Raw genomic sequence first — 26,900 nt, 5'->3', positions numbered from 1 at the left:
GGGTTCACCTCAACAGTCCTTTTAATGAATAACTTATTCCATTACCTTAACATATAAATCCCTGAATTATCCAATGAAAAAGCATGTCTGCTATCAAAAGAATGCGAAATAACGATATCCGGCAAGCCTGATGCTTGCTGCTTCATCGCGATGCCCTTATTTGGCCTTAAATCGTCTTGTTTGTCCCAAACATCCCCTTTATATCGTGACTGCTTTGGGATTATAATCGTTAACGTCATACAAATCGCATAGCAAAGCCGAATTTCCTATGGAAAACGGGGGAACCATAAAGCTGTCATCGTAGAATCAGATTCAAGCGAATCGATTCTTATTTGGCGGCATGGGGTGAATTTTAGCGGTGAAGCATCGACTTCCGCCGCCGAATAGGGCTGCCTGTCCAGGCCCGAATCCGTCAGCTAACCTCGTAGGCAACCTGGAACAGGACTCATCGCACAGAGCACTTGAGTTTCAGTGCTTTTTTTTATGCTTATATATAGATAATGCATGGTTATGACTTAACGCAGAAGAAGGTTGAATGAAGATGGATTGGAACGTGTTGAAATGGTCCCCACCGCGGATATTGGTCAGCGGGTTTGCGCTTATTATAGTGCTGGGCGCATTATTATTATCCATGCCGTTTGCCTCGGCGAGCGGGGAAAGGCTCCCTTTTCTGGACGCATTGTTTACGGCTACTTCGGCCACCTGCGTAACGGGGCTGGTTGTCGTAGATACGGGGACTTATTTTTCGGTCGCGGGCCAGGTTATATTAATGTGCCTGTTTCAACTGGGCGGTCTCGGCTTTATGACAATGGCAACGCTTGTCGCTCTCGTGCTGCGCAAGAAAATTTCGTTGCGCGAGCGGTTATTGCTGCAGGAGGCGATGAATCAATCAAGCATGGAAGGGATCGTCAGGCTGATCAGGCGGGTGATCGGGTATTCATTAGTTATCGAACTTATCGGCTTTATCTTGTTTTCTTTTAGGTTTGCATTCGATATGCCTATAGGAAAGGCGTTATTTTTCGGCGCATTCCACGCCGTGTCCTTATTCAATAACGCCGGATTTGATATTTTCGGAGGATACCGCAGCCTTACGCTTTATGTAGAAGATCCGATCGTCAATATTACGGCTATGCTGCTTATCATAACGGGAGGCCTGGGCTTCGTCGTGATGTCTGATCTAATGGAATTCCGCAAAAACCAAAAACTATCGCTGCACAGCAAGGTCGTTCTTTCCATGACGGGAACGTTAATTGCCGTAGGTACAATCGTTATTTTTGTTTTTGAGTTTTCGAATACGAAGACGCTGGCTTCATTGGACTGGAGCGGTAAAATTTGGTCCTCGTTTTTTCAGTCCGTCACGCCAAGGACTGCCGGAGCCAATACGCTCGACTATACGGCACTTCGTCAGGCTACCGTGTTTTTTACGATTATATTGATGTTCATCGGTGCATCCCCCGGTTCAACGGGAGGCGGTATCAAGACCACCACCTTTACGACTTTGGTTGGTGCAGTAATCGCGATGATTCGCGGACGCGAGGATATCGTCTTCTTTCGGTACCGGCTTGGCAAAGACAGGATATTCAAAGCGCTCACCATTACTTTAATATCACTGGGTCTCGTCATTATTGTAACGATGGTCTTATCGATGACCGAGGATCAGGCCTTTTTAAAGCTGTTGTTCGAAGCGACCTCAGCTTTCGGTACGGTAGGTTTATCCGTTGGCGTTACGCCAGAGCTCAGCAATGTGGGGAAAATAGTCATTGCATTTACGATGTTTGCCGGCCGGCTTGGTCCATTGACGCTTGCTTATGCGTTAGGGCCCCGTACGGAAAAAGAATTATACCGGCATCCTGAAGGCAAAATTACGATTGGATAGGAGACATACGCAAGTGGGAATAAAAAAGAAGCAGTTTGTCATTATTGGATTAGGTCGATTTGGCTCGAGCCTTGGACAAGAGCTCGTTGAGCTCGGTCATGAGGTGCTCGGCATTGACAAAGATGAGGAGGCCGTTCAGGACATGAGCGGCGTGCTTACTTATGCCGTAACGGCAGATTGCACAGATGAGGAGACTCTTCGTTCGCTCGGCGTACGGAACTTTGACTGCGGAGTCGTCGCCATTGGCGATGACATTCAATCCAGTATTTTGACGACAATTCTGCTTAAGGACCTAGGCGTGAAGCAGGTTGTAGCCAAAGCGATGAGCGAGCTTCATGGCCGCGTGCTTGAGAAAATAGGCGTGGACCGCGTCGTCTATCCGGAGAGAGATATGGGAATCCGGGTTGCGCACCAGCTCGTATCGCCAAACCTGCTCGATTATATCGAACTGTCCAAGGAATATACGATCGCGGAGCTTGCGGTGCCTCAATGCCTGGACGGTAAATCGCTGCATGATTTAAATCCGCGCGCAAGGTTCGGCTGCAGTATCGTAGCCATCAATAAACCAAACGGCATTATTATTGCTCCTACGGCAACAGACGTGCTTGCTTTGCGGGATGTTATGGTTATTATTGGAACTAATGAGCAAATCGAAGACTTTGAAGCCACGGTCATCCGTTAAGGAGCCAAAGGAAACGGAAGTGAGAGGCATTTGGAAACCGCAGCAACACCCGTCATTCATCATTTGCTTATATTGCTTATACTCATTGTAATTGCCGGTATGCTGGCAGGCCGCGCAGCGCTCCAGCTTCGCATTCCCGATGTGGCTGCATTTATTATAGTAGGAATGCTGCTGGGACAAGGCTTGCACTGGATAAATGAATCGAGCTCTTCCTTGATTAACCAGCTTGTTCTCATCGTAGGCTCAACCGTTATATTATTCGATGGAGGGCGCAATATCAGTCTAACCGGGTTAAGGAAAGTGAAATGGACGGTCGCGTTGCTGAGCGTCCCCGGCGTGCTGATAACCGTTGCGGTCGTAGGCACGGCTATCCATCTTATTTTCGGACTGGAATGGCTGTATGCGCTTCTAGCAGCTTCAGTTATTGCCTCGACGGATCCGGCTTCCATTATTCCGGTGTTCCGGCAGGTTTCCATTCGGAAGAAGGTACGGGAAACCGTAGAAAGCGAGTCGGCCTTTAATGATGCGACCGGTTCCATTATTACCTTTGCTTTAATCGCCGCGATAACAGGGAAATCGGCGTTAGAGGCCGGCCCTTTGCTTTACGAATTCGCTTATACGGCATTCGGGGGCATTGCTTTAGGTTTATTGATTGGGGCTTTCTCCGTATTCATTGTGGCTCATCTGAAGCTGGGCATCCTGCGGGACTATACAACCATCGCCATGCTGGCAACGGCTTTAGCCGCGTATTTGTTTGGCGATTTATTGCATGTGAGCGGATTTATGGCTACCTTTGTAGCGGGACTGATATGGGGAAATCCTCGGCTGCTGAAGCTGCAGCTGGATGAAAAAGAATCGGAAATCGTCCATTTCTCCGACAATGTGACGGTGATGCTGCGAATGCTCATATTTGTGCTTCTCGGCAGCCAAGTGGATATTGCTCTGCTGCTCGAATATGGCTGGCAAAGCATCGCGGTCGTATTGGTGCTTATGCTTATCGCGCGCCCGATTACGGTTCTGGTTTGCAGCTTGCCTGACCGGAAGGCAGCCTGGCAAAAAAATGAGCTGGTATTTATGATGTGGGTGAGAGAGACCGGCGTAATCCCAGCTGTTTTATCCGGTATGATCACGAGCGCCGGCATACAGTATGCGGATAAAATCGCTTCAATTACCTTAATGGCAATCCTTGTGACGGTACTGCTACAAGCGAGCACGACCGCGTTTCTGGCGAAAAAGCTCGGCATGGATTCGGAAGCTTAATATTGGAAATGCTGAAGGACAACGGCCTCTTTAGAGGCTGATGTCCTTTTTTGTAGGGAAGCGTGCGGCAAGCTCGTTAATCCAAAGCCGAACGGAAGGACTTAACGCGGCGGAATCGGCATGAATGAGCGAGGTTGTCCGCTTCGTATCCTCAAGTTCGCGAATGGGAATGACGGCGAGATCGTTGTCTTCAAGCAGCTGATTGCGCATATAGGATTGCGGCAGCAGCGTTGCTGCCCTGCAGGTATGAAGCAAGCGCAAAATCGCTTCAAACGAATCGATTTCCATCCGCACATCCGGCTGAAGATGGTACTTGTCGAAAAGCTCATCGGTAAGCAGACGGTACCAGGTGCCTTTGGAGAACAAGATCATCGGCATGCCGGTCAAGTCTTGGATGCCTAATGCTCCTTTGTCGGTAATGACCTGATTGCGCGGCAGCACCAGCGATAAATGATCCTCGAACAAAGGTATGCAGCGGAGCGTAGAATCCTCGATGCTGGAGGCTACGATCCCAATATCCGCTTTATGGTCGCGAACAAGCGATACAATTTCATGGGTTTTGCCTGTTACCGCTTTAATATCGATTTCTGGATGAGCCGACGTCAGCCTTTGGATCAAATCAGGCAGCGTCGTTTGCAGAGTCGTTAGACTTGCTCCTATCGTCAGCGTGGTATGTCCCGTGGATGTGAATTCCGATAAAGTTTGCAAATATTTGCGATGAAGCTGGCGCAGCTCAAGGGCATATTCATAGGTGAGCTGCCCGATCCGCGTGAGCTCGAGCCGTTTGCCGATCCGCCGAAACAACGGCGAACCGAGCTCCTGCTCGAGCTTGGCTATTTTGCGGGAGAGCGCCGGCTGGGACAAATTGAGCAATACCGATGCCTTATTCATGCTGGACTGCTCGACGATAACGGTGAAGACATGCATCTCTTCATTCATGAAAGATACTCCTTATGTCATTTTGTTATAAGAAATTATAAAAAATAAGCAATTCCATTATAAGATGAAAAGGAGTAGGATGGGAAGTGTGGCTAATATGTGTCGACTTTTGTTGACGGAGGTACATGCTGGGGTTACAATGTAGAATGATTTGCCAAGCGTAACAAGCTGATGCCAGCCCTCGGCGGCACAGCGCTTCATTTGCGCTGAAATATAAGCAATGTATAAAGGAATATCCGATACATTCTTATATTTTAAAAAAAAGCATGCTAGCACTCACAGTTTTGAAAGGAGAAGGAATGACATGAAAGGAAACTCGTATTTCTCGCGCAAGCTTCACTCGCTTCTCGGGATCATTCCGCTCGGCGGTTTTATCGTCGTGCATGGTCTGACCAACTACCAGGCGTTTGAACGCGGACCTGAAGGCTTCGACAAAGGCGTACATTTGATCAACAGCTTGCCAGTGCTGCCGCTGCTCGAGATTTTCGGCATTTACCTCCCGCTATTGTTTCATGGTATTTACGGCTTATACGTCGCTTACCAATCGAACACGAATACGGGACGCTTCAAATATGGACGGAACTGGGCGTTTACTGCACAGAGGGTTACAGGGGTAATTACCTTTGTATTCGTCTTCTGGCATGTATTCCAGACTCGGATCCAAGTCTATCTAGGCAACATCACGCATGAAGAGCTGGGCTCGACGATGAATCATATTGCGAGCAGCCCCGCGTATTTTGTGCTTTATGTTATCGGCGTGCTTGCAGCCGTATTCCACTTCAGCAACGGACTCTGGGCATTTCTGATCAGCTGGGGCATTACGATCGGCCCGAAAGCACAGCGTATTTCTTCTTACATTTGCATGGGCGTTTTTGTTATTGTATCCGCTTTGTTTATTCTTTCACTTATCGCATTTACCGGCGACGAATTTAAAGAAGCTGCAAGTGCGGCATTGGCATTTACGAATATCGGTTAGTTTGTAGACAAGGAGCGAAGCGTTATGGCTAAAAATAAAATTATCATCGTTGGCGGCGGTCTTGCCGGCTTGATGGCTACCATCAAAGCGGCAGAAGCCGGCGTACACGTTGATCTGTTTTCACTGGTACCGGTCAAACGTTCCCACTCAGTATGCGCACAGGGCGGCATTAACGGCGCTGTTAATACAAAAGGAGAAGGCGATTCTCCGTGGGAGCATTTCGACGATACCGTTTACGGCGGGGATTTCCTCGCAAATCAGCCGCCTGTTAAAGCAATGTGCGACGCGGCGCCAGGCATTATCCACCTAATGGACCGTATGGGCGTTATGTTTAGCCGTACTGCCGAAGGTTTGCTCGACTTCCGTCGTTTCGGCGGCACGAAGCATTCCCGTACAGCTTTCGCGGGCGCGACGACTGGACAGCAGCTTCTCTATGCGCTGGACGAGCAAGTACGCCGCTGGGAAGCAGCGGGACTGGTCAACAAATACGAGCACTGGGAATTCCTTGGCGCAGTCGTTGACGACGACGGCATTTGCCGCGGGGTATCGGCGCAGGATTTACGCTCGATGGAAGTGCACACGGTTCGTGCGGATGCGGTTATTCTTGCATCAGGCGGTCCCGGCATTATTTTCGGCAAGACAACAAACTCGGTTATCAATACAGGTACGGCTGCCAGCGCGGTGTATCAGCAAGGCGTTAACTACGCGAACGGCGAATTCATTCAAATTCACCCGACTGCGATTCCGGGAGACGACAAGCTGCGCTTGATGTCCGAATCGGCGCGCGGTGAAGGCGGACGGATCTGGACTTACAAAGACGGCAAGCCTTGGTACTTCCTTGAGGAAAAATATCCGGCTTACGGAAATCTGGTGCCGCGTGATATTGCAACGCGTGAAATTTTCAGCGTGTGTGTCGATCAGAAGCTCGGCATCAATCAGGAAAACATGGTTTACCTTGATCTGTCCCATAAAGATCCGAAGGAGCTCGATGTGAAGCTCGGCGGCATCATTGAAATTTATGAGAAGTTCATGGGCGATGACCCGCGCAAAATTCCAATGAAAATCTTCCCTGCGGTTCATTATTCAATGGGCGGCATGTGGGTCGATTACAACCAAATGACGAACATTCCCGGCTTGTTCGCTGCCGGCGAGTGCGAGTATCAATATCACGGCGCAAACCGTCTCGGCGCAAACTCGCTGCTATCGGCCATTTACGGCGGTATGGTGGCTGGACCGAAGGCCGTGGAATATATCAAAGGCTTGAAAAAATCAGCTGAAGATGTTGCTTCCTCCGTATTTGATCGCGAGAACAAGCGCCAAACGGATAAATACAACAGCATCATCAACATGAACGGCAACGAGAATGCTTATGTCATTCACAAAGAGCTTGGCGAATGGATGACTAACAACATGACCGTTGTACGCTTTAACGATAAGCTGGAGCAAACGATCCACAAGATCAAAGAGCTGAAACAGCGTTATGCGAATATCAATATTAATGATACGGCGCAGTGGAACAACGCGGGCGTGGCATTCACTCGTCAGCTTTGGAACATGCTTGAGCTGTCTGAAGCCATGACGCTTGGCGGATTGCTGCGCAACGAGAGCCGCGGAGCACATTACAAGCCGGATTTCCCGGATCGCGACGACGATCAATTCATGAAATCGACGATTGCGAAATGGACGAAGGAAGGTCCGCAAATTTCGTACGAGGACATCGATGTGAGCTTGATCAAGCCTCGTAAACGTGATTACTCGAGCGACAAGAAGAAAGGAGAATAATGATGGCTGAAACGACTGTAGCTACAAAATCGGTTAAGTTTATCATCACGCGCCAAGACACTCCTGATTCAAAGCCTTATACGGAAGAGTTCGAAATTCCTTACCGCGCGAATATGAACGTAATCAGCGGTTTGATGGAAATTCAGCGTAATCCGAAGAAAGCTGACGGCGCAAGCACGGCACCTGTATGCTGGGATTCAAATTGCTTGGAAGAAGTATGCGGTGCCTGCTCGATGGTCATCAACGGCAAGCCGCGTCAAGCATGCAGCGCGCTGGTTGATAAGCTGGAGCAGCCGATTCGCCTTGAACCGATGAGCACATTCCCGGTTGTCCGTGACCTTGTCATTAACCGTGAACGTATGTTTGGCGCTCTAAAACGCGTTAAGGCATGGATTCCGATTGACGGTACTTACGATTTAGGTCCTGGTCCTCGGATGGCGGAAACGAAGCGTCAATGGGCCTACGAGCTATCCAAATGCATGACCTGCGGCGTTTGCCTCGAAGCTTGCCCTAACGTAAACGACCGGAACAGCTTTGTCGGTCCTGCAGCCATTTCGCAGGTTCGTTTGTTTAACGCTCATCCAACAGGTGAGATGAACAAAGAAGAACGTCTGGATGCGCTTATGACTGACGGCGGTATCGAAGGCTGCGGCAACTCGCAAAACTGTGTTCGCGCATGTCCGAAAGGCATTCCGCTTACGACTTCAATTGCCGCAATCAACAAGGATACGACAAAACATCTATTCAAGAAATGGCTCGGCATGTAGGAAGAGCCAGTTGTGGAAGCCCTCGATTTTTCGAGGGCTTCTTTTTTTGAGAACATGATATTGATTATTATTATCAATGATAGTGGATCAGCAATCCTTTGTCAATTGCGTCAGGGAAAGGATGAGAGTAATGAAATCTCAACAGCCGTGCCCGAATAGGAGTGAAATTCGCGTTCGGATCCACGAGGTGAAAATAAAAAAAACCGCCTCAGCGGTTTCTTAATTTACATCCATTGTTCTCCCCATTTTTGAATGGACTCAATGACTGGCTCCAGCTCGCGGCCTTTGCCGGTTAGCTCGTACTCAATGCGTACGGGCATTTCAGGATATACCTGACGTTTAATAATCGTTATCGTTTCCAGTTCTTTCATCCGGTCCGTTAGCATTTTGTCGCTCATCTCGGGAATCTGTTCTTTGATCTCTTTGAACCGCTTAGGTCCTCCGAGCAAAACCCGAATAATTCTGCCAGTCCACTTCTTACCTAATATGTCGGCAGCGGCTTCATACTTTGGGCACATTGTCGAATAATCCAACCGTATCACCCCGCTTTTTGTAATACTATTGTAGCATATGAACAAACTAAAAGTAAGTTCATTTGAGTGGGAATAGGTGTTATTTCAAAAATATATATTTACTATATAAAAGTTAGGATACAAGGGAAGGCATACGCCATTCCTTATAATCGGATTATGATTAAACCGAGGATGGTGCAGCCAAAGGCTGTCCACTGCACAAACGTCAGCTTTTCTTTGTAATACAGAATGGCTCCGGCCGCAACTACGAGGCTGTTCGTTGCAAAGATAGGCGCTGCCAGATTCGCTTGGCCCGTGGCAAGCGCCATCGCATAAAGCTGCAGTCCGCCGTATGAGAATAGACCGGCAACGATGCCTAACCATAGTCCGGTTCGTTCTGCATTTCGGGATACGGGAGCGTTGGACGGAACTAGAAACCAGCATAGCGAAACGGCATAAGCTATAAACAAAATCGGCGCACTGGGGAATCCCATCTCCTCGGTCACCTTGAGACCGCCATTTCGGAGGGCGAACATGATGATCGCGGTACCTACGAGCAGGAACCACCTCTTTTCCGTTATGGTAAGCGGTTCCTTCCGTTTATGGGCAATGAAGATGACCGCGAGCAGAAGCAGTGAAATGCCAACGGCCTCGGAAGCGCTTAACGGCTCTTGGTACCACCAAGTGGCCATCGCGACGACCAAGATGATATTCATGTTCGTCAGCGGGGAGGTCAAGCTCGCCGGCCCAAAATGCAAGGCTTTCATAAACAAGGCATTTCCCCAAGCGGAGCCGGCGCCTATAATCAAACCAGCAATCCATATGTGAGGATCGGAAAGCCGATCGAGTGTTCCTTCAAGCGCGGCATGTACGCCAAAGCCGAGCGTTCCGGATGCGTATAGTCCAAGCAGAAGCGTTTTGGTTGAGCCGCCGCGCATTTGCGAGACCTTCATCCACCAGCCTGCTAGTCCAAATAAAATAGCGCTGCTGATGGCGGTAATGAGCCACATGGATGTTCAACCCCTCAAATTTGTTACACAATTGAAATAGTTCTGTTATCGTCTCATTACATTAATGGGCTATTATAATAAACAAGACCCCCTTTTTTAATATATTACTTGGGACCTGCAGCGTGCAGGTCCACTTTTTTTGTCCGCATGCCTGCTTATATCGGTACGATGACCTGCTGGCGCTTGCGGTAATAAACCCAATGCTTAAAGCCGATTTCCTTCAGTCGTTGCTCCACAAGCTCCCATTCATCGCCTACTCTGCTTGGCAGATGGGCATCCGATCCGAAGGTCACATTCACGCCAAAATGGAGCGCGCGCTCCAGGATCGCATCAGACGGGTACCAGCCGCCTACATACTTTGTGCTGCCGGATGTGTTGATCTCGATGGAAACTCCGCATTCCGCGATGGTCTGCAGCGTATCGTCGATTTCAGTTTGCGCCGGAATGTCGGAGAATGCAGGGTAATAACCTTTCATCGCGTCAATGTGGCCCAAAATATCGAACATGCCGCTGCGCGCGGATTGTTTAATAAGATCATAATAGCTCCGCTTCACTTCGATATGCTGCTCTTCATTTAAATTTTTCCATCGGTTCCGGTTAAAAATGCTCACCTCGCCTACTTGATGCACCGACCCGATTAAATAGTCGAAGGGTACGCCTTCGTAAGCTTTTTTATAACTCTCGATGTACTGGGGGAAGAAGTCGGATTCCATGCCAAGCAAAACCTCGATCTTGCCTGCGTATTTCTCCTTTAAACGAAGCACCTCTTGCACGTAGTTAGCGAAATCGCTCCTTGCCATTGCGATGCCCGGCGAAGGTTGATCCTCTTTATGGTAGAAATAGGGGGAATGGTCTGAGATGCCGATAACCTGAAGCCCGGCTTCAAGGCCTGCAAGGATATAATCTTCGATTGTTCCGTTCGCGTGGCCGCATCTCACATGATGGGTATGTAAATCGAATTTCATTTGTATTCTCTCCTTGTCGGGTTTCTGGAATGGGATGCTGGGATGCTGTTTATTCGCTGCTAATAAATTGATGCTCGGGCATGCCCTTTAAGTCGCTAAGAAATTGCTGCATTGCAGTATTGATGTAACGTCCGGATTTATAGACGACACCGACGGGATGGCTCATATCCAGCTCGTTTACTTTAATCATCTTTAGAGTACCCAGCCGCACCTCGTTCGCAATGGAAAGTTTTGAAACGACTGCAGCGCCCAAATTGATCTCTACCATGCGCTTTACTTCCTCGCTGCTCGAGACCTCCATGACGATATTCGGTTGTATGCCGTATTTGCGGAATATTTGATCGATGAATTTGCGGCCAAGCGTATCCGGAGCCAGCATGATCATCGGAATGTCCTTGAGTGTATCAAAGGTCGTATGCACAAGCTTGCTCATGGGATGAGATGGGGATACGACGAGCTCGAATGTATCGTAATAAAGAACGGAGGAGGTTACGTTCGGATTTTTTTCGGTAAGGTATGTAATTCCGATATCGACGGAGCCGTTCTCGACGCTGGTCATAACCTGGGATGATGGCATGGAATGTATCGTTGTTTTGATTAGCGGAAATTGATTTTGAAAATAGGATAGCACGCGCGGCAAAATTTGGATGGCGATGGATGAAGTCGTTCCAAGAAGAATATGGCCCTGCGGCGTTAAATTCAAATCGGACAGCTTATGCTTAAGCTCTTCCACAATCGTAAGGATTTGTTCGGCATGATCTAGAAATACTTGTCCATGATCCGTTAAAGTGACTGGCTGATTACGGTCGATGAGAACCGTCTTGAACTCATCCTCAAGGCTTTTGATTTGCGCCGATACGGCAGGCTGGGTTAAATTCAGCAGCTCGCCGGCTTTCCGGAAGCTCATCGTTTTGGATATCGTTAGGAGTGTTTCAAGCTGACTAATGTTCACGTCAATCCCCCTTTCAAAGGAATAAAATGTTCAAATATGTATTTTCTTATTATAAAGGATAGAAGTATCATCGGCAAAAAAGGACCGCGGCGCTTCAGGCTTGATGGCCGTTGCGCTTGCAGTCCTTCTGAACCTATCCATTTTCGGCCCGTTACAGCCATTCCTTCTTGCGGAAAATGAAGAACATGCTAATTCCGAGCAGCAGCATAATGCCCAGCAAAATGTAGGAACCGAGGCGGAGATGAAGACCCGGTATGAAATCAAAGTTCATTCCGTATATTCCCGTAATAAAGGTGAGCGGCATGAATATCGTCGTAATCGCGGTAAACACGCGCATTATTTCATTCGCGCGGTTCGATACGCTGGACTGGTAGGCTTCGCGCAAGTTGCCCATGAGATCGCGGTACGTATCGAAGGATTCGGCAATTTTGAGCGCATTCTCATAAATATCGCTAAAATATTTTTGCAGCTGATCGTCGATTAGTTTTAGGTCCTTTTTATTAAGGGTAGCAATAACGTCGCGCTGCGGTCCAAGAACCTTCTTCAGCCACAAGATTTCACCGCGCAAACCGATGATTTCGTTTAAATGCGATTTTTTGGTATGCATCAAAATATCTTCTTCGAGCGCTTCGATCCGGTTATCGATCCGGTCGCCGACGAGAAAATAGTTATCGACGACAATGTCGACGAGATGGTACAAGAAATAATCGGGACGGCTCACCTCTTGCTCCCACAGCACCGGCTTTAACGAACGGAGCTCATTAATTTTCTGTTTCGTGACGGTTATAATAAAGTGGCGGCCAAGAAAAATATTGAGCGCCCTTAGAAAAATTTCTTCGTCATCGAAACGAATGCTGTTAATCACGATAAAATAATGGCTTTCATAAATTTCGATTTTCGGACGCTGCTCTTCTTCGCTGAGGCAGTCCTCGACAGCCAGATCATGCATGCTGAACAGCGGCTGGAGAACGGCGAGATCCTCCACGTCAGCGTCAATCCAGTAAAAACCCTCTTTGGAGGGAACTAAAGTTTCGTTAATATCATCTATAGTCGTAAAAATGCCATTGCTTACGAGACGTATTTTCATCCGGAGTTACTCCTTTCTTTCGTTAGAGGAAACTGCCGGCTGAATTGGACTTGGCCGGCAGTAACCGTATTCGATCGTTTTCAGGCTTCGGTCTGTCGCCTTCCATGTCCGTTTGCACCCCTTTATTAATGGAATAAATGAAATAATTCTTGTCTAGTATACTCCCGCATCTGCTTTACATTCAAGCACAAAAACAATGGATTTCAGGGGGATATCTTCAGGATATGCAAAGGAGCTTCTTGACGCGATTAACAGAATGCATTAAAGTTGAAAGTGAAATGTAACCGCGGAAAATTGAATAGACTACTTTCTTATCAAGAGCAGGCGGAGGGACTAGCCCGATGAAGCCCGGCAACCGGCGTGAAAAACGCACGGTGCTAATTCTTGCGGAGACATTTATGTTTCTGAGAGATGAGAGAGGCGGATGGCTTATTTACTGAGCATACGACCTTTTCTCACAGCAGAAAGGGTCTTTTTCATGTTCAAGCGGTCATACTGCCTAATAAGGAGTGAAAACCATGCCTATTAAAGTACCAGACAATTTACCGGCAAAAGAAATTTTGAACAACGAGAACATCTTTGTTATGGATGAAAGCATCGCCTATCATCAAGATATCAGGCCGCTCCGGATCGCCATCCTTAACTTAATGCCGACGAAAGAGACGACCGAAACGCAGCTGCTGAGACTCATCGGCAATACGCCGCTTCAGGTTGAGGTCGTACTGCTGCATCCGAAGACGCATACTTCAAAAAACACTTCGGCCGAGCATTTGGAATCCTTTTACAAAACGTTCGATGAGATTTCCCATGAATATTACGACGGGCTCATCATTACGGGAGCACCGGTAGAGCATATGCCTTTCGAGGACGTGAACTACTGGGAGGAATTAAAGGAGATCATGGATTGGAGCGCAAGACGCGTAACTTCCACCTTCCACATCTGTTGGGCGGCACAGGCGGGGCTTTACCACCATTTCAACGTGCCGAAATATAACTTGGACAGCAAAATGTTCGGCGTCTATCCGCATACCGTCGAGAAACGCAACGTAAATTTGCTTCGCGGCTTCGATGAAATGTTTTTTGTGCCGCAGTCGCGCCATACGGAGGTTCGAAGAGAGGATATCGATTCGATCGATTCACTGGACATTTTATCGGAATCACCGGATTCCGGCGTATATATTGTTGCTTCGAAGGACGGCAAACAAATATTCGTTACGGGACATTCCGAATACGATCCGACATCGCTCAAGTTTGAATACGACCGTGACCAAGCCAAAGGGCTTCGCATAGACGTGCCGAAAAACTATTTCCCGGGAGATAATCCCGCAAATTTGCCGCGGTCAACCTGGCGCGCCCATGCCAACCTGTTATTTTCAAATTGGCTTAACTATTATGTATACCAGCAAACACCGTTTGATTTGGGTGGGGGCATTTAATAATAAAAAAGGAGTGCTAATTTACAATGAAGATTGAAAGCCATTTAGCTCAAATAGGATCGGTTAAAGAGCCTGTCACCGGCGCAATAAGCTTTCCCGTATATCAAGCAACAGCATTTCGTCACCCTAAGCTCGGACAAAGCACGGGATTCGATTATGCGCGGACAAAAAGCCCGACTCGAGCAGTGCTTGAGGAAGCGGCCGCGCAATTAGAATCTGGCGATGCGGCGTTTGCCTGCAGCTCCGGCATGGCCGCTTTGCAAACGATTTTTGCATTGTTCAGCCAAGGCGACCATTTGATCGTATCGCTTGATTTGTACGGCGGTACATATCGCCTGCTTGAGCGGATTATGTCTAGATTCGGCGTGACTGCGTCTTATGTAGATACAAACGATATCGATGCCATGGCGACGCTGTGGACGCCAAACACGAAAGCGGTGCTGATTGAAACGCCGACGAACCCGCTCATGATGATAACCGATATTGAACGCGTAGCGGCATGGGCGAAGTCGAAGGGCTTGCTCACGATTGTCGACAATACGCTGCTTACACCGTTCTTCCAGCGTCCTATCGAGCTTGGCGCTGACATTATCATTCACAGTGCCACCAAATATTTGGGCGGCCACAATGATGTGCTGGCAGGTCTCATCGTAACGAAGGGCAAAGAGCTGTCCGACGAAATGGCATTCCTTCACAATTCGATCGGCGCGGTGCTTGGACCTCAGGATTCCTGGCTGCTCATGAGAGGGATGAAGACGCTGGCGCTTCGCATGGAGCGCCATCAGTACAATGCGACAACCATTTCGAACTATTTGCTTGAGCACCCGGCTGTCGAGGATGTTTATTATCCTGCTCTGCCGCATCATCCCGGCCATGAAATTCAGAACAGGCAATCATCGGGCAATACGGGGATCTTCTCATTCCGTCTCAAGGATGCCCGTTATATCGAACCGATTCTCCGCCACATCAAGCTCATTGCTTTTGCGGAAAGCCTTGGCGGCGTAGAATCGTTAATGACTTACCCGGCCGTTCAAACGCATGCGGATATTCCGCTTGAAATCCGTCAAGCTATTGGCGTGGATGACCGCCTGCTTCGTTTCTCTGTCGGTATTGAGCATGCGGATGATTTAATCGCTGATCTTGCGCAGGCGCTGGAAGCCGCAAAACGCGAGATCGAGGAGGTTCAATAACCGATGAGCAACGAGACAAACAATAAGAAACCTCAGGATCGGCGTTTTGCGACCAAGCTGCTGCATTTTGGCGCTGAGATCGATGAACAGACTGGCGCTTCAAGCGTGCCGATTTTTCAAGCGTCAACGTTCCATCACCATGATATTTTCGAGCCGCCGCAATATGATTACAGCCGTTCCGGCAATCCAACCCGTCAAGCGCTCGAGGATTATATCGCTCTGCTTGAAGGCGGAGCACGCGGCTTCGCATTTGCCTCGGGCATGGCTGCGATCTCGACGACGTTCCTGCTGCTATCTCAAGGGGAGCATGTTATCGTAACGGAGGATGTATACGGCGGAACGTACCGCTTGCTTACATCGATTTTGGACCGACTAGGCATTGAATCCACTTTTGTGGACATGACCGATTTTGAAGCGGTTAAAGCGGCGCTTAAGCCGAATACGAAAGCGGTCTTTATGGAGACGCCTTCGAATCCGACGCTCAAAATCACGGATATTGCCGAAACCGCGGCATGGGCGAAGGAGCAAGGGCTGCTTACCATGCTTGACAATACGTTTATGACTCCTTACCATCAACGCCCGATCGAGCTAGGCGTCGATATTGTGCTGCACAGCGCGACGAAATTTCTAAGCGGCCACAGCGATGTGCTTGCCGGCCTTGCCGTAACTGTCGACGAAGCGCTGGGCAAGCGCCTGAAGCAGCTTCAAAACGGTATGGGCACCGTACTTAGCGCACAGGAGTCTTGGCTGCTGATGCGCGGTATGAAGACGCTGCAGACCCGCATGGAGCACAGCGAGCGCAGCGCGCGCAGATTGGCGGAATGGCTCTCGGAGCATAAGGAAGTGACGGCCGTTTATTACCCTGGACTGCCTAACCATCCCGGCCGGGCCATTCACGAGAAGCAATCGCTTGGATATGGAGCTGTCGTTTCCTTCGACGTTGGAAGCGGCGAACGCGCAAAAGCCATGCTGAATAAGGTTCAAATACCGCTTGTAGCGGTAAGCTTGGGCGCGGTAGAGAGCATTTTGTCTTATCCGGCGATGATGTCGCATGCGGCGATGCCAAAAGAGGTACGCCATGCCCGTGGCATTACGGACGGCTTGGTCCGTTACTCGGTGGGCCTTGAGGACATAGAGGATCTGATCGAGGATTTAGATAACGCGCTTCGTGCCTAAAAGGGATGAAATGCAAGAAAAACACGGTTGTTCTTAGGAACACGCCGTGTTTTTCCTTATTTCAAGGCGAGAGAGCATCATATGGGATGTGACTTCAACCAACGATTTATGATAGGATAAAGTGATCGGTTGTTTACTAAGAACGGGAATAAGGAGGTCTTGCGGAATGGGAACGTTAGACCATATTTTGGATAAAGCATTGCGCGGCGAGCGAATTGCGCTCGAAGAAGGCATGGAGCTGCTTGCTTCAGATCAGATTGAGAAAATGGGGCATGTAGCCAATCAGATCATGCTAAGACATCATCCGGAGCCAATCACGACCTTTGTCGTTGGCCGGAATGTGAATTATACGAACGTATGCGATGTTTATTGCCGCTTTTGCGCCTTTTATCGCGCTCCTGGCTCAAAGGAAGGATACGTCCTGCCGGATGAGACCATATTGAGCAAAATTCAAGAGACCGTCAATGTTGGCGGTACGGAAATTCTAATGCAGGGCGGAACGAATCCGGATTTGCCGTTTACGTATTATTTGGATCTGCTGCGCAAAATCAAACAGCATTTTCCGGATATTACGATGCATTCCTTCTCTCCTGCGGAAATTCAGAAGATGAAGGTCGTTTCAGACGGACTTTCGCTGGATGAAGTCATACGTCAGCTGCATGAAGCCGGCCTTGATTCCTTGCCGGGCGGCGGAGCTGAAATATTGGATGACCGCACTCGCCGCAAGATCAGCCGGATGAAAGGCTCATGGACGGACTGGATGGATGTCATGAAGTCTGCTCACCGCCATGGGATGAACACAACGGCTACAATGGTGTACGGACTTGGCGAAACGGTTGAAGAGCGTGCGCTGCATATGCTCCGCATTCGAGACGCGCAAGATGAATGTATCGCGAACAAATATGATTCCACCGGATTTTTGGCGTTTATTTCTTGGCCATTCCAGCCTGATAATACGAATCTTAAGCTCGAGAAAGCTAAGCCGGAAGAGTATCTTCGAATCGTTGCGGCCAGCCGCATTATGCTCGATAACATACCGAATTTCCAATCGTCATGGGTAACGATGGGACCAGAGATGGGTAAGCTTTCTCTATCCTACGGCTGCAATGACTTCGGAAGCACGATGATTGAAGAAAATGTCGTTTCGGCAGCCGGAACTACGCATAAAGTGAATATCGAACTTATTCTTGAACTGATTCGCGAGGTTGGCAAAATTCCAGCCCAGCGGGATACGAAATACAATATTTTGAAAATTTATAACGAAGCGGATAAAGCTGATCTTGATTTTGTAATGCAAAACTAAACTCGCTTCAGGCAAAATGAATAGAAAACTCGACGTTTGTTTAATGTTCCCCTTCGCCAGGCGGACCATTGGACAAACGTTTTTTTGTTTGCATGCTTCCCTTACATTCCAATGTCTTCATCGTATATCCCCGTACGCGGCACCATATACTGATAAGGAAGGAAAGGGGTGAGCTTATGGAGCTATTCACGGTATCGTTGCCTGCAAGTCTCCAAAAGTCAGCAAATAAATTAACGGATCTATTGAAGGAACAAACGCTCGTCGATTTACATATCGGCTCGACAACGGATCAACCTAAGGTCATCGAGTTTTTGCAAATATCCGAACTTGAAGTTCGGTGCCAGGCTATATTGCCGCATTTTCAGCTAAAAACCCATGGTCAAACCGTTTATCATGCTGCAGCGTTAGCGGTTGCCGAATTTGTTGTCAGCGAATTGGAGCCGGGTATGCTGGCTGCGATTATTCGCAAAAAGTATCGCAACAATCATGCGGCGGATGCCGCCGCGATCGAAAAATATTGCCACGATTTGCTTCACGGCAAGGAGTGGGATGGTCTTGGTACCAAATTCCTGGATGCAGACCGGTTACGACGCAAAAATAAAGTAGCGGCCGAAGTTGAACTATTTCTGCAAGAAAACACCCAGCTGAACGTGAAGGGTTTTACCGCCTTCAGGTTGGAGCCTTACCGCAAGGAGTTAGCCGAGGTGGTTGAATACGCCTTGGACGAATATGTGTTAGATAAACAATACCAGGAGTTTATTTCCCTGTTAAAATATTTCGTGTTTCTGCAGGACACGAAGCTGCCTATGGTGCATTTGCTGCATAAAGGCGGACATGATTTCATGCTTTACGACAACGGCTTTCAGCCGCTTGACCCCAATCCTCCATCGGACCGGATCGTGGCGGAAATGCTTGAAACGGAGATGAATATTGAGGATATGGTGATCAGTTCATTGATTGCCGTATCTCCAAAACATATTACGATTCACACCAGGCAGCCTGATATGCAGGTTATCCGCACGATAGAAACGATTTTTGACCAGCGGGTAACGATTTGCGTGCAATGCGTATCTTGCAGCAGCAGCTTGGATGAGCTCGTTCAGCCGTAGAGGAATGGCCGGGTATCGTAATACCCTTGACCAAACGGGAAAGTCAAGCTATAATGACACACATATACGTTGAAATCAGCAATGACAAAGACATGTGTCTGCTTGTGATATTTGGTCCAGAGAGAGGAAACTCGGCTGTAATTTCCTTCCGTAATGTCTGCAGATGTACCCCTTTGAAGCTGTATAGCCCAACCTGCGGCGCTCATTCTTTGAGATATGCCGCGGAAGTATGCTGTACCGGAAATCTCCGTTACCAGATAATACGAGGACTGCAGAGCTTGCTTCACAGAAGCTGGCGCAGTCGAAGTAGGGTGGAACCACGAGCACACAAGCACTCGTCCCTTTTTAGGGATGCGTGCTTTTTTTGTGTTCTTTTTTGCTTGTGGAAACGGAATGCGGCGATTCGCTTGCTTACAAATTGGAGGATGAACAATAATGGCCATTCAAATCACATTGCCGGACGGCGCAGTTAGGGAATATGCTGCCGGCACGACGATTGAAGAAGTTGCGGGCTCTATCAGCCCGGGACTACGCAAAAATGCAATTGCAGGAAAAATAGACGGCAAGGTTGTTGACGTTTATACGCCTATCGAGGCTGACTCGGCAATCGAGATCGTAACCGTGGAATCGGCTGACGGCCTTGAAGTATATCGCCACAGTACAGCGCACTTGCTCGCGCAGGCGATCAAGCGCATATATGGAAATGCCAATGTGAAGCTCGGAATCGGTCCGGTCATTGAGGACGGCTTCTATTATGATATCGATATGGAGCAATCCTTGACGCCTGAGGATCTTGTAAAGATTGAGAAGGAAATGGAAAAAATCGCACAGCAAAATCTTGATATCCGTCGCCGCATTGTCAGCAGAGACGAGGCGCTGGCGATTTTCACCGAACTGGATGATAATCTGAAGCTGGAGCTTATTCGCGATCTTCCTGTTGACTCGGTTATTACGATGTATGATCAAGGCGAGTTTTTTGACTTGTGCCGCGGACCCCATTTGCCGTCTACAGGCCGCATCAAAGCCTTTAAACTGCTAAGCGTGGCCGGTGCTTATTGGCGCGGGGATTCCAAAAACAAAATGCTGCAGCGGATTTACGGAACGGCTTTCCCTAAGAAAGCGCAGCTTGACGAGCATCTGCACTTCCTTGAAGAAGCGAAGAAACGCGATCACCGCAAACTGGGACGCGAGCTGAAAATGTTCACGTTCTCGCGAGAGGTAGGTCAAGGCCTGCCGCTTTGGCTGCCGAACGGCGCGAAGCTGCGCAGAACGATGGAGCGCTACATTGTTGATTTAGAGGAAAGATTAGGTTACGAGCATGTTTATACGCCAGTGCTTGCGAATGTAGAACTTTACAAAACCTCCGGACACTGGGAGCATTACAGCGAGGATATGTTCCCGAAAATGATCATGGATAACGAAGAGCTGGTGCTTCGCCCGATGAACTGCCCTCACCACATGATGGTGTTCAAAAGCGATATGCGCAGCTACCGTGACCTGCCTGTAAGGATTGCTGAGCTTGGAACGATGCACCGCTATGAAATGTCGGGCGCTCTGACCGGCTTGCACCGCGTACGTGCGATGACGCTGAATGATGCCCATATCTTCTGCCGTCCGGACCAAATCAAGGAAGAATTCGCTCGCGTAGTTAACTTGATTCGCAAAGTATACGAGGATTTCGGAATCAAAGAATACCGTTTCCGCCTATCCTACCGCGATCCTAAGGATACGGAGAAGTATTTCCAAAATGACGAGATGTGGGAAATGTCGCAGCGGATGCTTCGCGAGGTTGTTGAGGAGCTGGAGCTGCCTTTCTTCGAGGCAGAGGGCGAAGCGGCATTCTACGGGCCTAAGCTTGACGTTCAAATTAAAACGGCGTTAGGCAAAGAAGAGACGCTGTCTACTGCACAGCTCGATTTCTTGCTGCCTGAGCGTTTTGAACTTGAATATGTCGGCGAGGATGGCAAGAAGCATCGTCCGGTCGTTATCCACCGCGGCATTATCAGCACAATGGAAAGAATGACTGCGTTCCTGCTTGAAAACTTCGCAGGCGCGCTGCCGCTGTGGCTCTCGCCGGTACAAGCGAAAGTGATCCCGGTATCGACAGCCTATGAGGATTACGCCCGCAAAGTAGCCGAACAGCTGCAGGAAAGCGGAATCCGCGTGGAAAGCGATCTCCGCAATGAGAAGCTGGGCTACAAAATTCGCGAGGCACAGCTGGAGAAGGCGCCGTACATGCTCGTCGTCGGCGAGAACGAGATGCAGGCGGAAGCCGTATCCGTGCGCAAGCGCGGCGAAGGCGACCTGGGTGCGATCCCTGTCGCGGAGCTGATTTCGCAGCTTCAGAAGCAGATCGCGGACAAAGAACAATAAGAAATAACGCATAAAGCTTGGACCATTGGGGCATTATTCTTCTGAGGAGGAAGTAACCCAGATGGTCACAAGCTTTTTTTATATCAGAAAAGGTCTTACCGCGTTGCTGCTCATCGCAGTCATCGTGATCGGTTTAAATATTACGAGATGCTCGGCGCAAGCCGAAGCCTCATCGCCAAAGCCATACGATGAAGCGGGTAAGAGCGCTAGTTTGGCGAAATCAGGAAAGTCGGCAGATTCCAAGAAGGAAAAGCCCAATACGGTTGAGGTTATCGCTACAGGCTATACGGCCGGCGTGGAGTCGACGGGGAAACGTCCGGGACACCCGCTGTACGGCATAACGTATTCCGGCGTAAAAGTGCGCAGGGATCAAGTCTCGACCATAGCTGCGGACACGAAACTTTTCCCGATAGGAACGCTGCTGTATATTCCCGGCTACGGATATGGCGTAGTGGCGGATACGGGATCGGCTATAAAAGGGAAACGTATCGATTTGTATTTTGAAACGATCAAGCAGGTTTACGAGCAGTGGGGCAAGCGCACGGTACATGTAGAGGTACTTCGGATCGGAACAGGGAAGCTCTCGCAAGCCTGGCTTAATAAAATAAATCTGGCAATCGAAGCCGGAAAGCCTATCCCGCAGACGTATTTAGAGTCGTAAAAAGATCGTATAATAAACGGCGATTTTGCCATACTATCTTTGAACGGGGAGGTGATTACAATGGCTAAAAACAAAAACAATAAAGCCCAAAACAATCAATACAATGCAGAATTCGCCGAAGAGTTTAACCAAAATAACGCTGCCGGCAAACAAGCGGCAAACACAGCTCAACAAAAAGCTGAGAAGTAATACTTTTTGCCATGCAATGACGTGAAATGAAAGAGGAACCCCAGCGGTTCCTCTTTTCTTTTGCCCTATGCTGATATATAATTTAGGAAAATTTTGTATCAGCAAGCGAGAGGGGCTTAATACCTGACATGAGTACCGCAACCAGGTGGTTTTCACGCAATCCTAAAGTTCAGTCAGTTGAAGCGCAAAGCACGGAGGAGCGTGCTCGAATGACACGCTTGTTAAACGAGTCCGTCGTTATTTCTGACCAATTAAACGCCGCGGTAGACGAAGTGGATCAATCAGCAACAAGGTTGACTGAAATCGCCGACTTATCCTCCGGACATGAGCAGAAGCTGAGATCAACCAGCACGCTCGCCATGAACCGAATTGAGGAAGCGTTCTCCGCGCTGCAGGAGGTCGCCTCCGCTGCAGAACAAATTAGCGGGGCTTCCTCTCATTTGAACGCAAAGAGCAAAGAGACGAAGGAAATCGTTCTCGATGTGTGCCGTTCGCTGATGAATACGGATGAGGTCATGAATGAGCTCAGCAAAAATAACCGTTCAATGGATGAGCATATCAGTCAGCTGATCGAGCAAACCTCGCATATAAATGAAATTAATCAATTTATACAAGAAATTGTCTCTCAAACGTCTTTGCTTGCGCTTAATGCTTCCATTGAAGCTGCGCATGCCGGGGAATATGGCAGGGGCTTTTCGGTCGTTGCCCAGCAAATCAAGAAGCTTGCAGAGCAAAGCGGAGAAGCTGTTAAACGTTCTTCCGCGATCGTAGAGCAAATCGAGCATGGAGTAAAACGGGTAGTGAATGCGGTTGATATGGAAAAGCTGTCCGTCGAACGCGGAGTAACGGAAATGACTGTTAACCGCGAGCGCATGGATGTGATTTTCTCGAGAATCGTAGAGGTGGATGAGCTGGTTGAACAGACGAGCGCGGCCAGCAAACAGCAAACCGTTCATATGGCAGATTCAACGCTGATGCTCAAGGATGTCGTTCATTCGGTCAATGAAACGCTGCAAAGCGTGGACAGCACGCTTCAAATGAATCAGCTGCAGCGCGAGCAAATCGGAAACATGAACCGCATCAGCCGTAATCTCAAGCGATCATCCTCGGATTTGTCGCTGGCTGTTGAGCAAGTAGGCATCCGCAGGGCTGACCAGGAGGTAAAGGTGAACGTCGCGGCCATACAAGAATGGTTGCGAACAACCGCTGCAGATCCGCGATTAACGGCTTTGGATAGAGCAGAGCATGAAGCCAAGCTGACTTCGCTGCTGCGAACGAAGACGGAGATCGAAGCGATTTGGTCCAACCGATTGGATGGTTCTTTTGTCTTTTCCTTGCCGGAAGCCGGTTTGCTGAATGCAAAAGGCAGGGAATGGTGGCAACGGGCGAGCGCAGGGCAAGTTTTCCAGTCGGAAGTTTACGTATCGGCGATAACGAAACAGCTCTGCTTGACGGTTTCAGTTCCAATACTTGAAGCGCATGGCAAAGTGGTCGGGGTTATTGGCGCAGATATTTCCATCTCGTAAAAAATAGTTTTCAATGGCTTTAATTTGTTGTATTATTATTTATGTAAGAAATAATAACATGACAAGATAGGTGAATTCTCATGACAGATCCAATTATTCATTCAGGCTTTGTAATTGCTGCCCATCATCGTAAAGCGGGCGAGGTTTTTCCTTTTATTGATGCCTACGTTGCTAAGAAAGAGCAGGAAATAGCCGAAATTGAACAAATGGTTGAGCGTTATGAGAAAAGAAGGATGATGGAAGACCGCGCATATCAATCGATGTCTACACTCAGAAGAATGCTCACGGGAAAGAAACCTGATCACCACTTGGCTGTTGAATACATTCATTTTGTAAGAAAACCGATGGAGAAGGTTCGCGCGCTTCGATTGGAAATTGAAAGTGCCCGTTCCATCAAGAACGTATCTGCCCCGACGGATATTGTTACCGTTTCTTACGAACTCGCCAATGAGATGAACGAATAGCAGAACGAATCAAACCTATAAAGAATATAAAGAAGAACCGTCTAAGCCCTTGAGGCATAGACGGTTCTTTTGGTTTATTTGCTGTTTTTTAACTGATCAACGTCGAGGAAGTCATGCTCCTGGCTGTAAGCTGGAACGCCGTGGATGCCGACATCAAGTCCAATAAGCTCTTCATCCTTAGAGACGCGTACTGGCATTATCTTGCGAATAAGCCAAAGCGCTCCCCATGTCAATAGAAAACCCCATACCGATACGATGACTAATCCGAGCGCTTGAACGCCAAGCAGGTTCCAGCCGCCTCCGTAAAATAGTCCGTAATATCCTTTGCCTACGCCCTCAGTTAATTCTGGCATTGCGAACAAGCCGACCGCAAGGGTGCCGATGCTGCCGCTGACGCCGTGAACGGCAAAGGCGCCGACGGGATCGTCAACCTGTTTGCTCTCCAGCCATTCGGTAACGAGCACCATCGCAATTCCTGATACGGCTCCGATGCCGATGGCGGCGATATCGGAAACGAAAGCGCAGCCGGCCGTAATGCCGACAAGACCGGCAAGCGATCCGTTGATCACCATTGGCGGATCAGCCTTCTTGTAGCGGAACATTGTAAACAGGATGCAGGTTGCTCCGCCTGCTGCGGCGGAAAGCATCGTTGTAATCGCAATGTGGCCGATGGAACCGTTTGTTGCGCTGAGCGTGCTGCCCGCATTGAAGCCGAACCAGCCGAACCAAAGGATAAAAGCGCCAACGGACGCAAGCGGCAGATTAGATGGCGGTACAATGTTTACTTTGCCGTCTGCGCTGAATTTTCCGATTCGCGGGCCAATAAAGATGGCAGCCGCCAGCGCTGAAAAACCGCCTAAAGCATGAATGACGGCGGATCCGGCAAAATCGATCATGCCAAGCTTGCCCAGAAAGCCGCTGCCCGACCAAACCCAGTGTCCGGCTAGCGGGTAGATGAAACCAGTCATAGCAATCGCTAACAAAATATAGGCTTTAAAATTAATTCGTTCTGCTACCGCTCCGGAAACGATAGAAATAACCGCGATGACAAACGCGCATTGAAATAACCAATAGGTTTCATGAGTAATATTTAATTCAATGTGCGACAGGTCTCCGCTAATGAGGAAGCCGGTTGTGCCGATTAAACCGCCAGCATCCTGTCCGTACATGAGAGCGAATCCAAAAAAGTAAAATACGAGTGCGCCGAAAGCGATGTCGACAAACACCTTCATGATAATGCTGACGGCATTCTTCTGCCTGACAAATCCCGCCTCAAGCAAAGCGAATCCGCCTTCCATGAGCAAGATCATGGCTGCTGTCAAAACGACCCAGATCGTATCCAGTCCTTTTGACAGTTCGATAACGTCCATTGCTTCATCTCCCGTTCCTAATGTCGTGCATAGCTGTCTCTATTCTCCTAATCCGTTCATCATTATAAATAGAAGAAGTGAGCAATGTCAACGTTCCAGGTGATGTTTTATGACGCATGTTAGGTTTGGATTGGATAGAATCAACAAAAGCTCAGTCTAGAGACGGATAGCGATTTCAATCGGTCGTCCCTTTTTCTATGGATTGCAGTCCGTTATACTAAGATTATCAAACTTATCAAACCACGATGGAACGTAAGGAGCTGGGGCCGCTTGAACGGGAATTTCGCAAACCGGTTATTCACCGGATTAGTCATCATTGCAGTTGGCGTATTGTTTTTGCTTAGGCAAACAGGTCACGTGACCTTTGATTTTGGAGATCTTTTTTCAACGTATTGGCCAGTGATCCTTATCATAGTCGGTATCCGAGGTCTGTTATCCTCCCGGACTCATGGCTCAGGCTCAAGCTGGTGGGGAGCCGTTGTCCTGTTAATCGGATGCGTGTTTCTGGGTCGCAATTTAGAGCTGTTCGCTTGGTCCATCGGTGACATTGTTCCTTATATTTGGCCAGTGGCCGTAATTTTAGTCGGAATTAATTTGATTTGGAGGCCAAAATCGAAGCGCCAATCTCCACCGGCGGATGATTGGAAGCCGTACCGTCCTTATCCGGACGAAGCTTCGGTTCCGCCGGCGCCTCCGCTGCATCCAGATCCTACAAAAATGGCTATTCCAACGCCAGACCAGGAATTAAAGCAAGAAGACGCCGGACAAGGCCGGCATCAGGATTATTCCCACAGCAAAAAAGAGTTCAAGGAATGGAAGAACCATCACAAATCCGAACTCAAAAAAAATGCGCAGGAATGGAAACGAAACCATAAGGAGCATGTGGAGTGGTGGAACCATGGCGACTCCAACGTGCAGACGCGCTCGGGCTTTATTGGCGACATTCATATTGGCCATGATTATTGGGATTTGAAACCGCTCAATATCTCCCATTTCATTGGTGACACGGTGCTCGATTTAACAAAAGCCCAGGTAGCGCAGGGCGAAACCAAAATTCATATTTCTTCCTTTATAGGCGATGTAAAAGTGTATGTGCCTAATGACTACGAAGTAGGCGTACAGGTCGTATCAAGCGCTTTTATCGGCGACGTGAAGATATTAGGGCAAAAAGAGGGCGGTTTGTTTACGAATATTAATATTCAATCGCCTTCGTACATCGAGACGGATAAAAAAATAAAGCTGATCGTCAGCACGTTTATCGGCGATGTGCGTGTCACGAAGGTTGGGTGATTTCG

The 26,900-nt window shown here is 48.6% G+C and carries 24 protein-coding genes and 2 riboswitches; of the genes, 17 read left to right on the top strand and 7 right to left on the bottom strand.

What is annotated here, in order from left to right:
• The first annotated feature begins 245 nt into the window (after positions 1–245).
• Positions 246–446: riboswitch (cyclic di-AMP (ydaO/yuaA leader) on the top strand.
• 89 nt (positions 447–535) lie between these two features.
• From ACN6MW_RS04635 to ACN6MW_RS04625, 3 genes are read left to right on the top strand one after another with little or no spacing between them, the layout of a single operon-like run.
• Entirely contained in the window at positions 536–1,876 is a 1,341-nt protein-coding gene (locus ACN6MW_RS04635) for a TrkH family potassium uptake protein (protein WP_419874416.1), read from the top strand.
• A 19-nt stretch (positions 1,877–1,895) separates the two neighbouring features.
• Positions 1,896–2,558: a potassium channel family protein gene (locus ACN6MW_RS04630; RefSeq protein WP_364147358.1), complete on the top strand. Its 663-nt coding sequence runs from the start codon at positions 1,896–1,898 to the stop codon at positions 2,556–2,558.
• 30 nt (positions 2,559–2,588) lie between these two features.
• Complete coding sequence (locus ACN6MW_RS04625) at positions 2,589–3,818, top strand: cation:proton antiporter (protein ID WP_419874415.1); 1,230 nt, start codon at positions 2,589–2,591, stop codon at positions 3,816–3,818.
• A 30-nt stretch (positions 3,819–3,848) separates the two neighbouring features.
• On the opposite strand, the gene ACN6MW_RS04620 is transcribed toward ACN6MW_RS04625, so the two are convergent.
• Complete coding sequence (locus ACN6MW_RS04620) at positions 3,849–4,757, bottom strand: LysR family transcriptional regulator (protein WP_364147076.1); 909 nt, start codon at positions 4,755–4,757, stop codon at positions 3,849–3,851.
• A gap of 304 nt (positions 4,758–5,061) precedes the next feature.
• Here ACN6MW_RS04620 and ACN6MW_RS04615 point away from each other — a divergent pair, with 304 nt between their 5' ends.
• Genes ACN6MW_RS04615 through sdhB form a run of 3 tightly spaced genes read left to right on the top strand, consistent with a single transcriptional unit; the run spans position 5,062 to position 8,282 of the window.
• Positions 5,062–5,733, top strand: coding sequence for a succinate dehydrogenase cytochrome b558 subunit (locus ACN6MW_RS04615; RefSeq protein WP_419874414.1), 672 nt, complete (start codon positions 5,062–5,064; stop codon positions 5,731–5,733).
• 24 nt (positions 5,734–5,757) lie between these two features.
• Complete coding sequence (sdhA, locus tag ACN6MW_RS04610; RefSeq protein ID WP_309000263.1) at positions 5,758–7,515, top strand: succinate dehydrogenase flavoprotein subunit; 1,758 nt, start codon at positions 5,758–5,760, stop codon at positions 7,513–7,515.
• A gap of 2 nt (positions 7,516–7,517) precedes the next feature.
• Positions 7,518–8,282 (top strand): succinate dehydrogenase iron-sulfur subunit, encoded by a 765-nt coding sequence (sdhB, locus tag ACN6MW_RS04605; protein WP_364147082.1) that lies wholly within the window; start codon positions 7,518–7,520, stop codon positions 8,280–8,282.
• A gap of 224 nt (positions 8,283–8,506) precedes the next feature.
• On the opposite strand, the gene ACN6MW_RS04600 is transcribed toward sdhB, so the two are convergent.
• From ACN6MW_RS04600 to corA, 5 genes are all read right to left on the bottom strand, one after another.
• Complete coding sequence (locus ACN6MW_RS04600) at positions 8,507–8,815, bottom strand: winged helix-turn-helix transcriptional regulator (RefSeq protein WP_053371996.1); 309 nt, start codon at positions 8,813–8,815, stop codon at positions 8,507–8,509.
• A 143-nt stretch (positions 8,816–8,958) separates the two neighbouring features.
• Positions 8,959–9,804 (bottom strand): EamA family transporter, encoded by an 846-nt coding sequence (locus tag ACN6MW_RS04595; RefSeq protein WP_419874413.1) that lies wholly within the window; start codon positions 9,802–9,804, stop codon positions 8,959–8,961.
• Between the two features lie 155 nt (positions 9,805–9,959).
• On the bottom strand, positions 9,960–10,769 hold the full coding sequence (locus ACN6MW_RS04590) for a histidinol-phosphatase (RefSeq protein ID WP_419874412.1): 810 nt from the start codon (positions 10,767–10,769) through the stop codon (positions 9,960–9,962).
• Between the two features lie 49 nt (positions 10,770–10,818).
• Positions 10,819–11,721 (bottom strand): LysR family transcriptional regulator, encoded by a 903-nt coding sequence (locus ACN6MW_RS04585; RefSeq protein ID WP_419874411.1) that lies wholly within the window; start codon positions 11,719–11,721, stop codon positions 10,819–10,821.
• 151 nt (positions 11,722–11,872) lie between these two features.
• A complete protein-coding gene (gene corA / locus ACN6MW_RS04580) occupies positions 11,873–12,808 on the bottom strand; it encodes a magnesium/cobalt transporter CorA (protein ID WP_139996439.1) in 936 nt (311 codons plus the stop codon).
• 308 nt (positions 12,809–13,116) lie between these two features.
• Positions 13,117–13,226: riboswitch (SAM riboswitch) on the top strand.
• Positions 13,227–13,326: 100 nt separating this feature from the next.
• Here corA and metA point away from each other — a divergent pair.
• From metA to ACN6MW_RS04530, 10 genes are all read left to right on the top strand, one after another.
• Positions 13,327–14,244 (top strand): homoserine O-acetyltransferase MetA, encoded by a 918-nt coding sequence (gene metA / locus ACN6MW_RS04575; RefSeq protein WP_364147090.1) that lies wholly within the window; start codon positions 13,327–13,329, stop codon positions 14,242–14,244.
• Positions 14,245–14,270: 26 nt separating this feature from the next.
• The gene (locus ACN6MW_RS04570) at positions 14,271–15,434 is read left to right on the top strand and encodes an aminotransferase class I/II-fold pyridoxal phosphate-dependent enzyme (RefSeq protein WP_419874410.1); all 1,164 of its coding nucleotides are present in this window, start codon (positions 14,271–14,273) and stop codon (positions 15,432–15,434) included.
• 3 nt (positions 15,435–15,437) lie between these two features.
• A complete protein-coding gene (locus ACN6MW_RS04565; RefSeq protein WP_419874409.1) occupies positions 15,438–16,610 on the top strand; it encodes a trans-sulfuration enzyme family protein in 1,173 nt (390 codons plus the stop codon).
• Between the two features lie 166 nt (positions 16,611–16,776).
• Positions 16,777–17,913 carry a cyclic dehypoxanthinyl futalosine synthase gene (mqnC, locus tag ACN6MW_RS04560; protein WP_419874408.1) on the top strand — a complete coding sequence of 379 codons (1,137 nt, stop codon included), beginning with the start codon at positions 16,777–16,779 and terminating at the stop codon, positions 17,911–17,913.
• A gap of 176 nt (positions 17,914–18,089) precedes the next feature.
• Positions 18,090–19,022: a putative sporulation protein YtxC gene (locus tag ACN6MW_RS04555; RefSeq protein WP_419874407.1), complete on the top strand. Its 933-nt coding sequence runs from the start codon at positions 18,090–18,092 to the stop codon at positions 19,020–19,022.
• A 435-nt stretch (positions 19,023–19,457) separates the two neighbouring features.
• Positions 19,458–21,395 (top strand): threonine--tRNA ligase, encoded by a 1,938-nt coding sequence (thrS, locus tag ACN6MW_RS04550; protein WP_419874406.1) that lies wholly within the window; start codon positions 19,458–19,460, stop codon positions 21,393–21,395.
• A 61-nt stretch (positions 21,396–21,456) separates the two neighbouring features.
• Positions 21,457–22,056 carry a 3D domain-containing protein gene (locus ACN6MW_RS04545; protein WP_419874405.1) on the top strand — a complete coding sequence of 200 codons (600 nt, stop codon included), beginning with the start codon at positions 21,457–21,459 and terminating at the stop codon, positions 22,054–22,056.
• A gap of 60 nt (positions 22,057–22,116) precedes the next feature.
• Positions 22,117–22,245 carry a hypothetical protein gene (locus ACN6MW_RS04540; RefSeq protein ID WP_255314595.1) on the top strand — a complete coding sequence of 43 codons (129 nt, stop codon included), beginning with the start codon at positions 22,117–22,119 and terminating at the stop codon, positions 22,243–22,245.
• A gap of 209 nt (positions 22,246–22,454) precedes the next feature.
• On the top strand, positions 22,455–23,771 hold the full coding sequence (locus ACN6MW_RS04535; RefSeq protein ID WP_419874404.1) for a methyl-accepting chemotaxis protein: 1,317 nt from the start codon (positions 22,455–22,457) through the stop codon (positions 23,769–23,771).
• An 80-nt stretch (positions 23,772–23,851) separates the two neighbouring features.
• Positions 23,852–24,235, top strand: a complete 384-nt coding sequence (locus tag ACN6MW_RS04530; RefSeq protein ID WP_364147112.1) for a hypothetical protein — start codon at positions 23,852–23,854, stop codon at positions 24,233–24,235.
• Between the two features lie 74 nt (positions 24,236–24,309).
• Here ACN6MW_RS04530 and ACN6MW_RS04525 read toward each other — a convergent pair whose 3' ends face one another.
• The gene (locus tag ACN6MW_RS04525) at positions 24,310–25,605 is read right to left on the bottom strand and encodes an ammonium transporter (RefSeq protein WP_419874403.1); all 1,296 of its coding nucleotides are present in this window, start codon (positions 25,603–25,605) and stop codon (positions 24,310–24,312) included.
• A gap of 270 nt (positions 25,606–25,875) precedes the next feature.
• Here ACN6MW_RS04525 and liaF point away from each other — a divergent pair, with 270 nt between their 5' ends.
• On the top strand, positions 25,876–26,895 hold the full coding sequence (liaF, locus tag ACN6MW_RS04520) for a cell wall-active antibiotics response protein LiaF (RefSeq protein ID WP_419874402.1): 1,020 nt from the start codon (positions 25,876–25,878) through the stop codon (positions 26,893–26,895).
• Positions 26,896–26,900 lie beyond the last annotated feature (5 nt).

The sequence above is a fragment of the Pristimantibacillus sp. PTI5 genome (genome assembly GCF_048572955.1).
GTDB lineage: Bacteria > Bacillota > Bacilli > Paenibacillales > Paenibacillaceae > Pristimantibacillus.
This window is presented reverse-complemented; position numbering and strand designations above follow the sequence as displayed.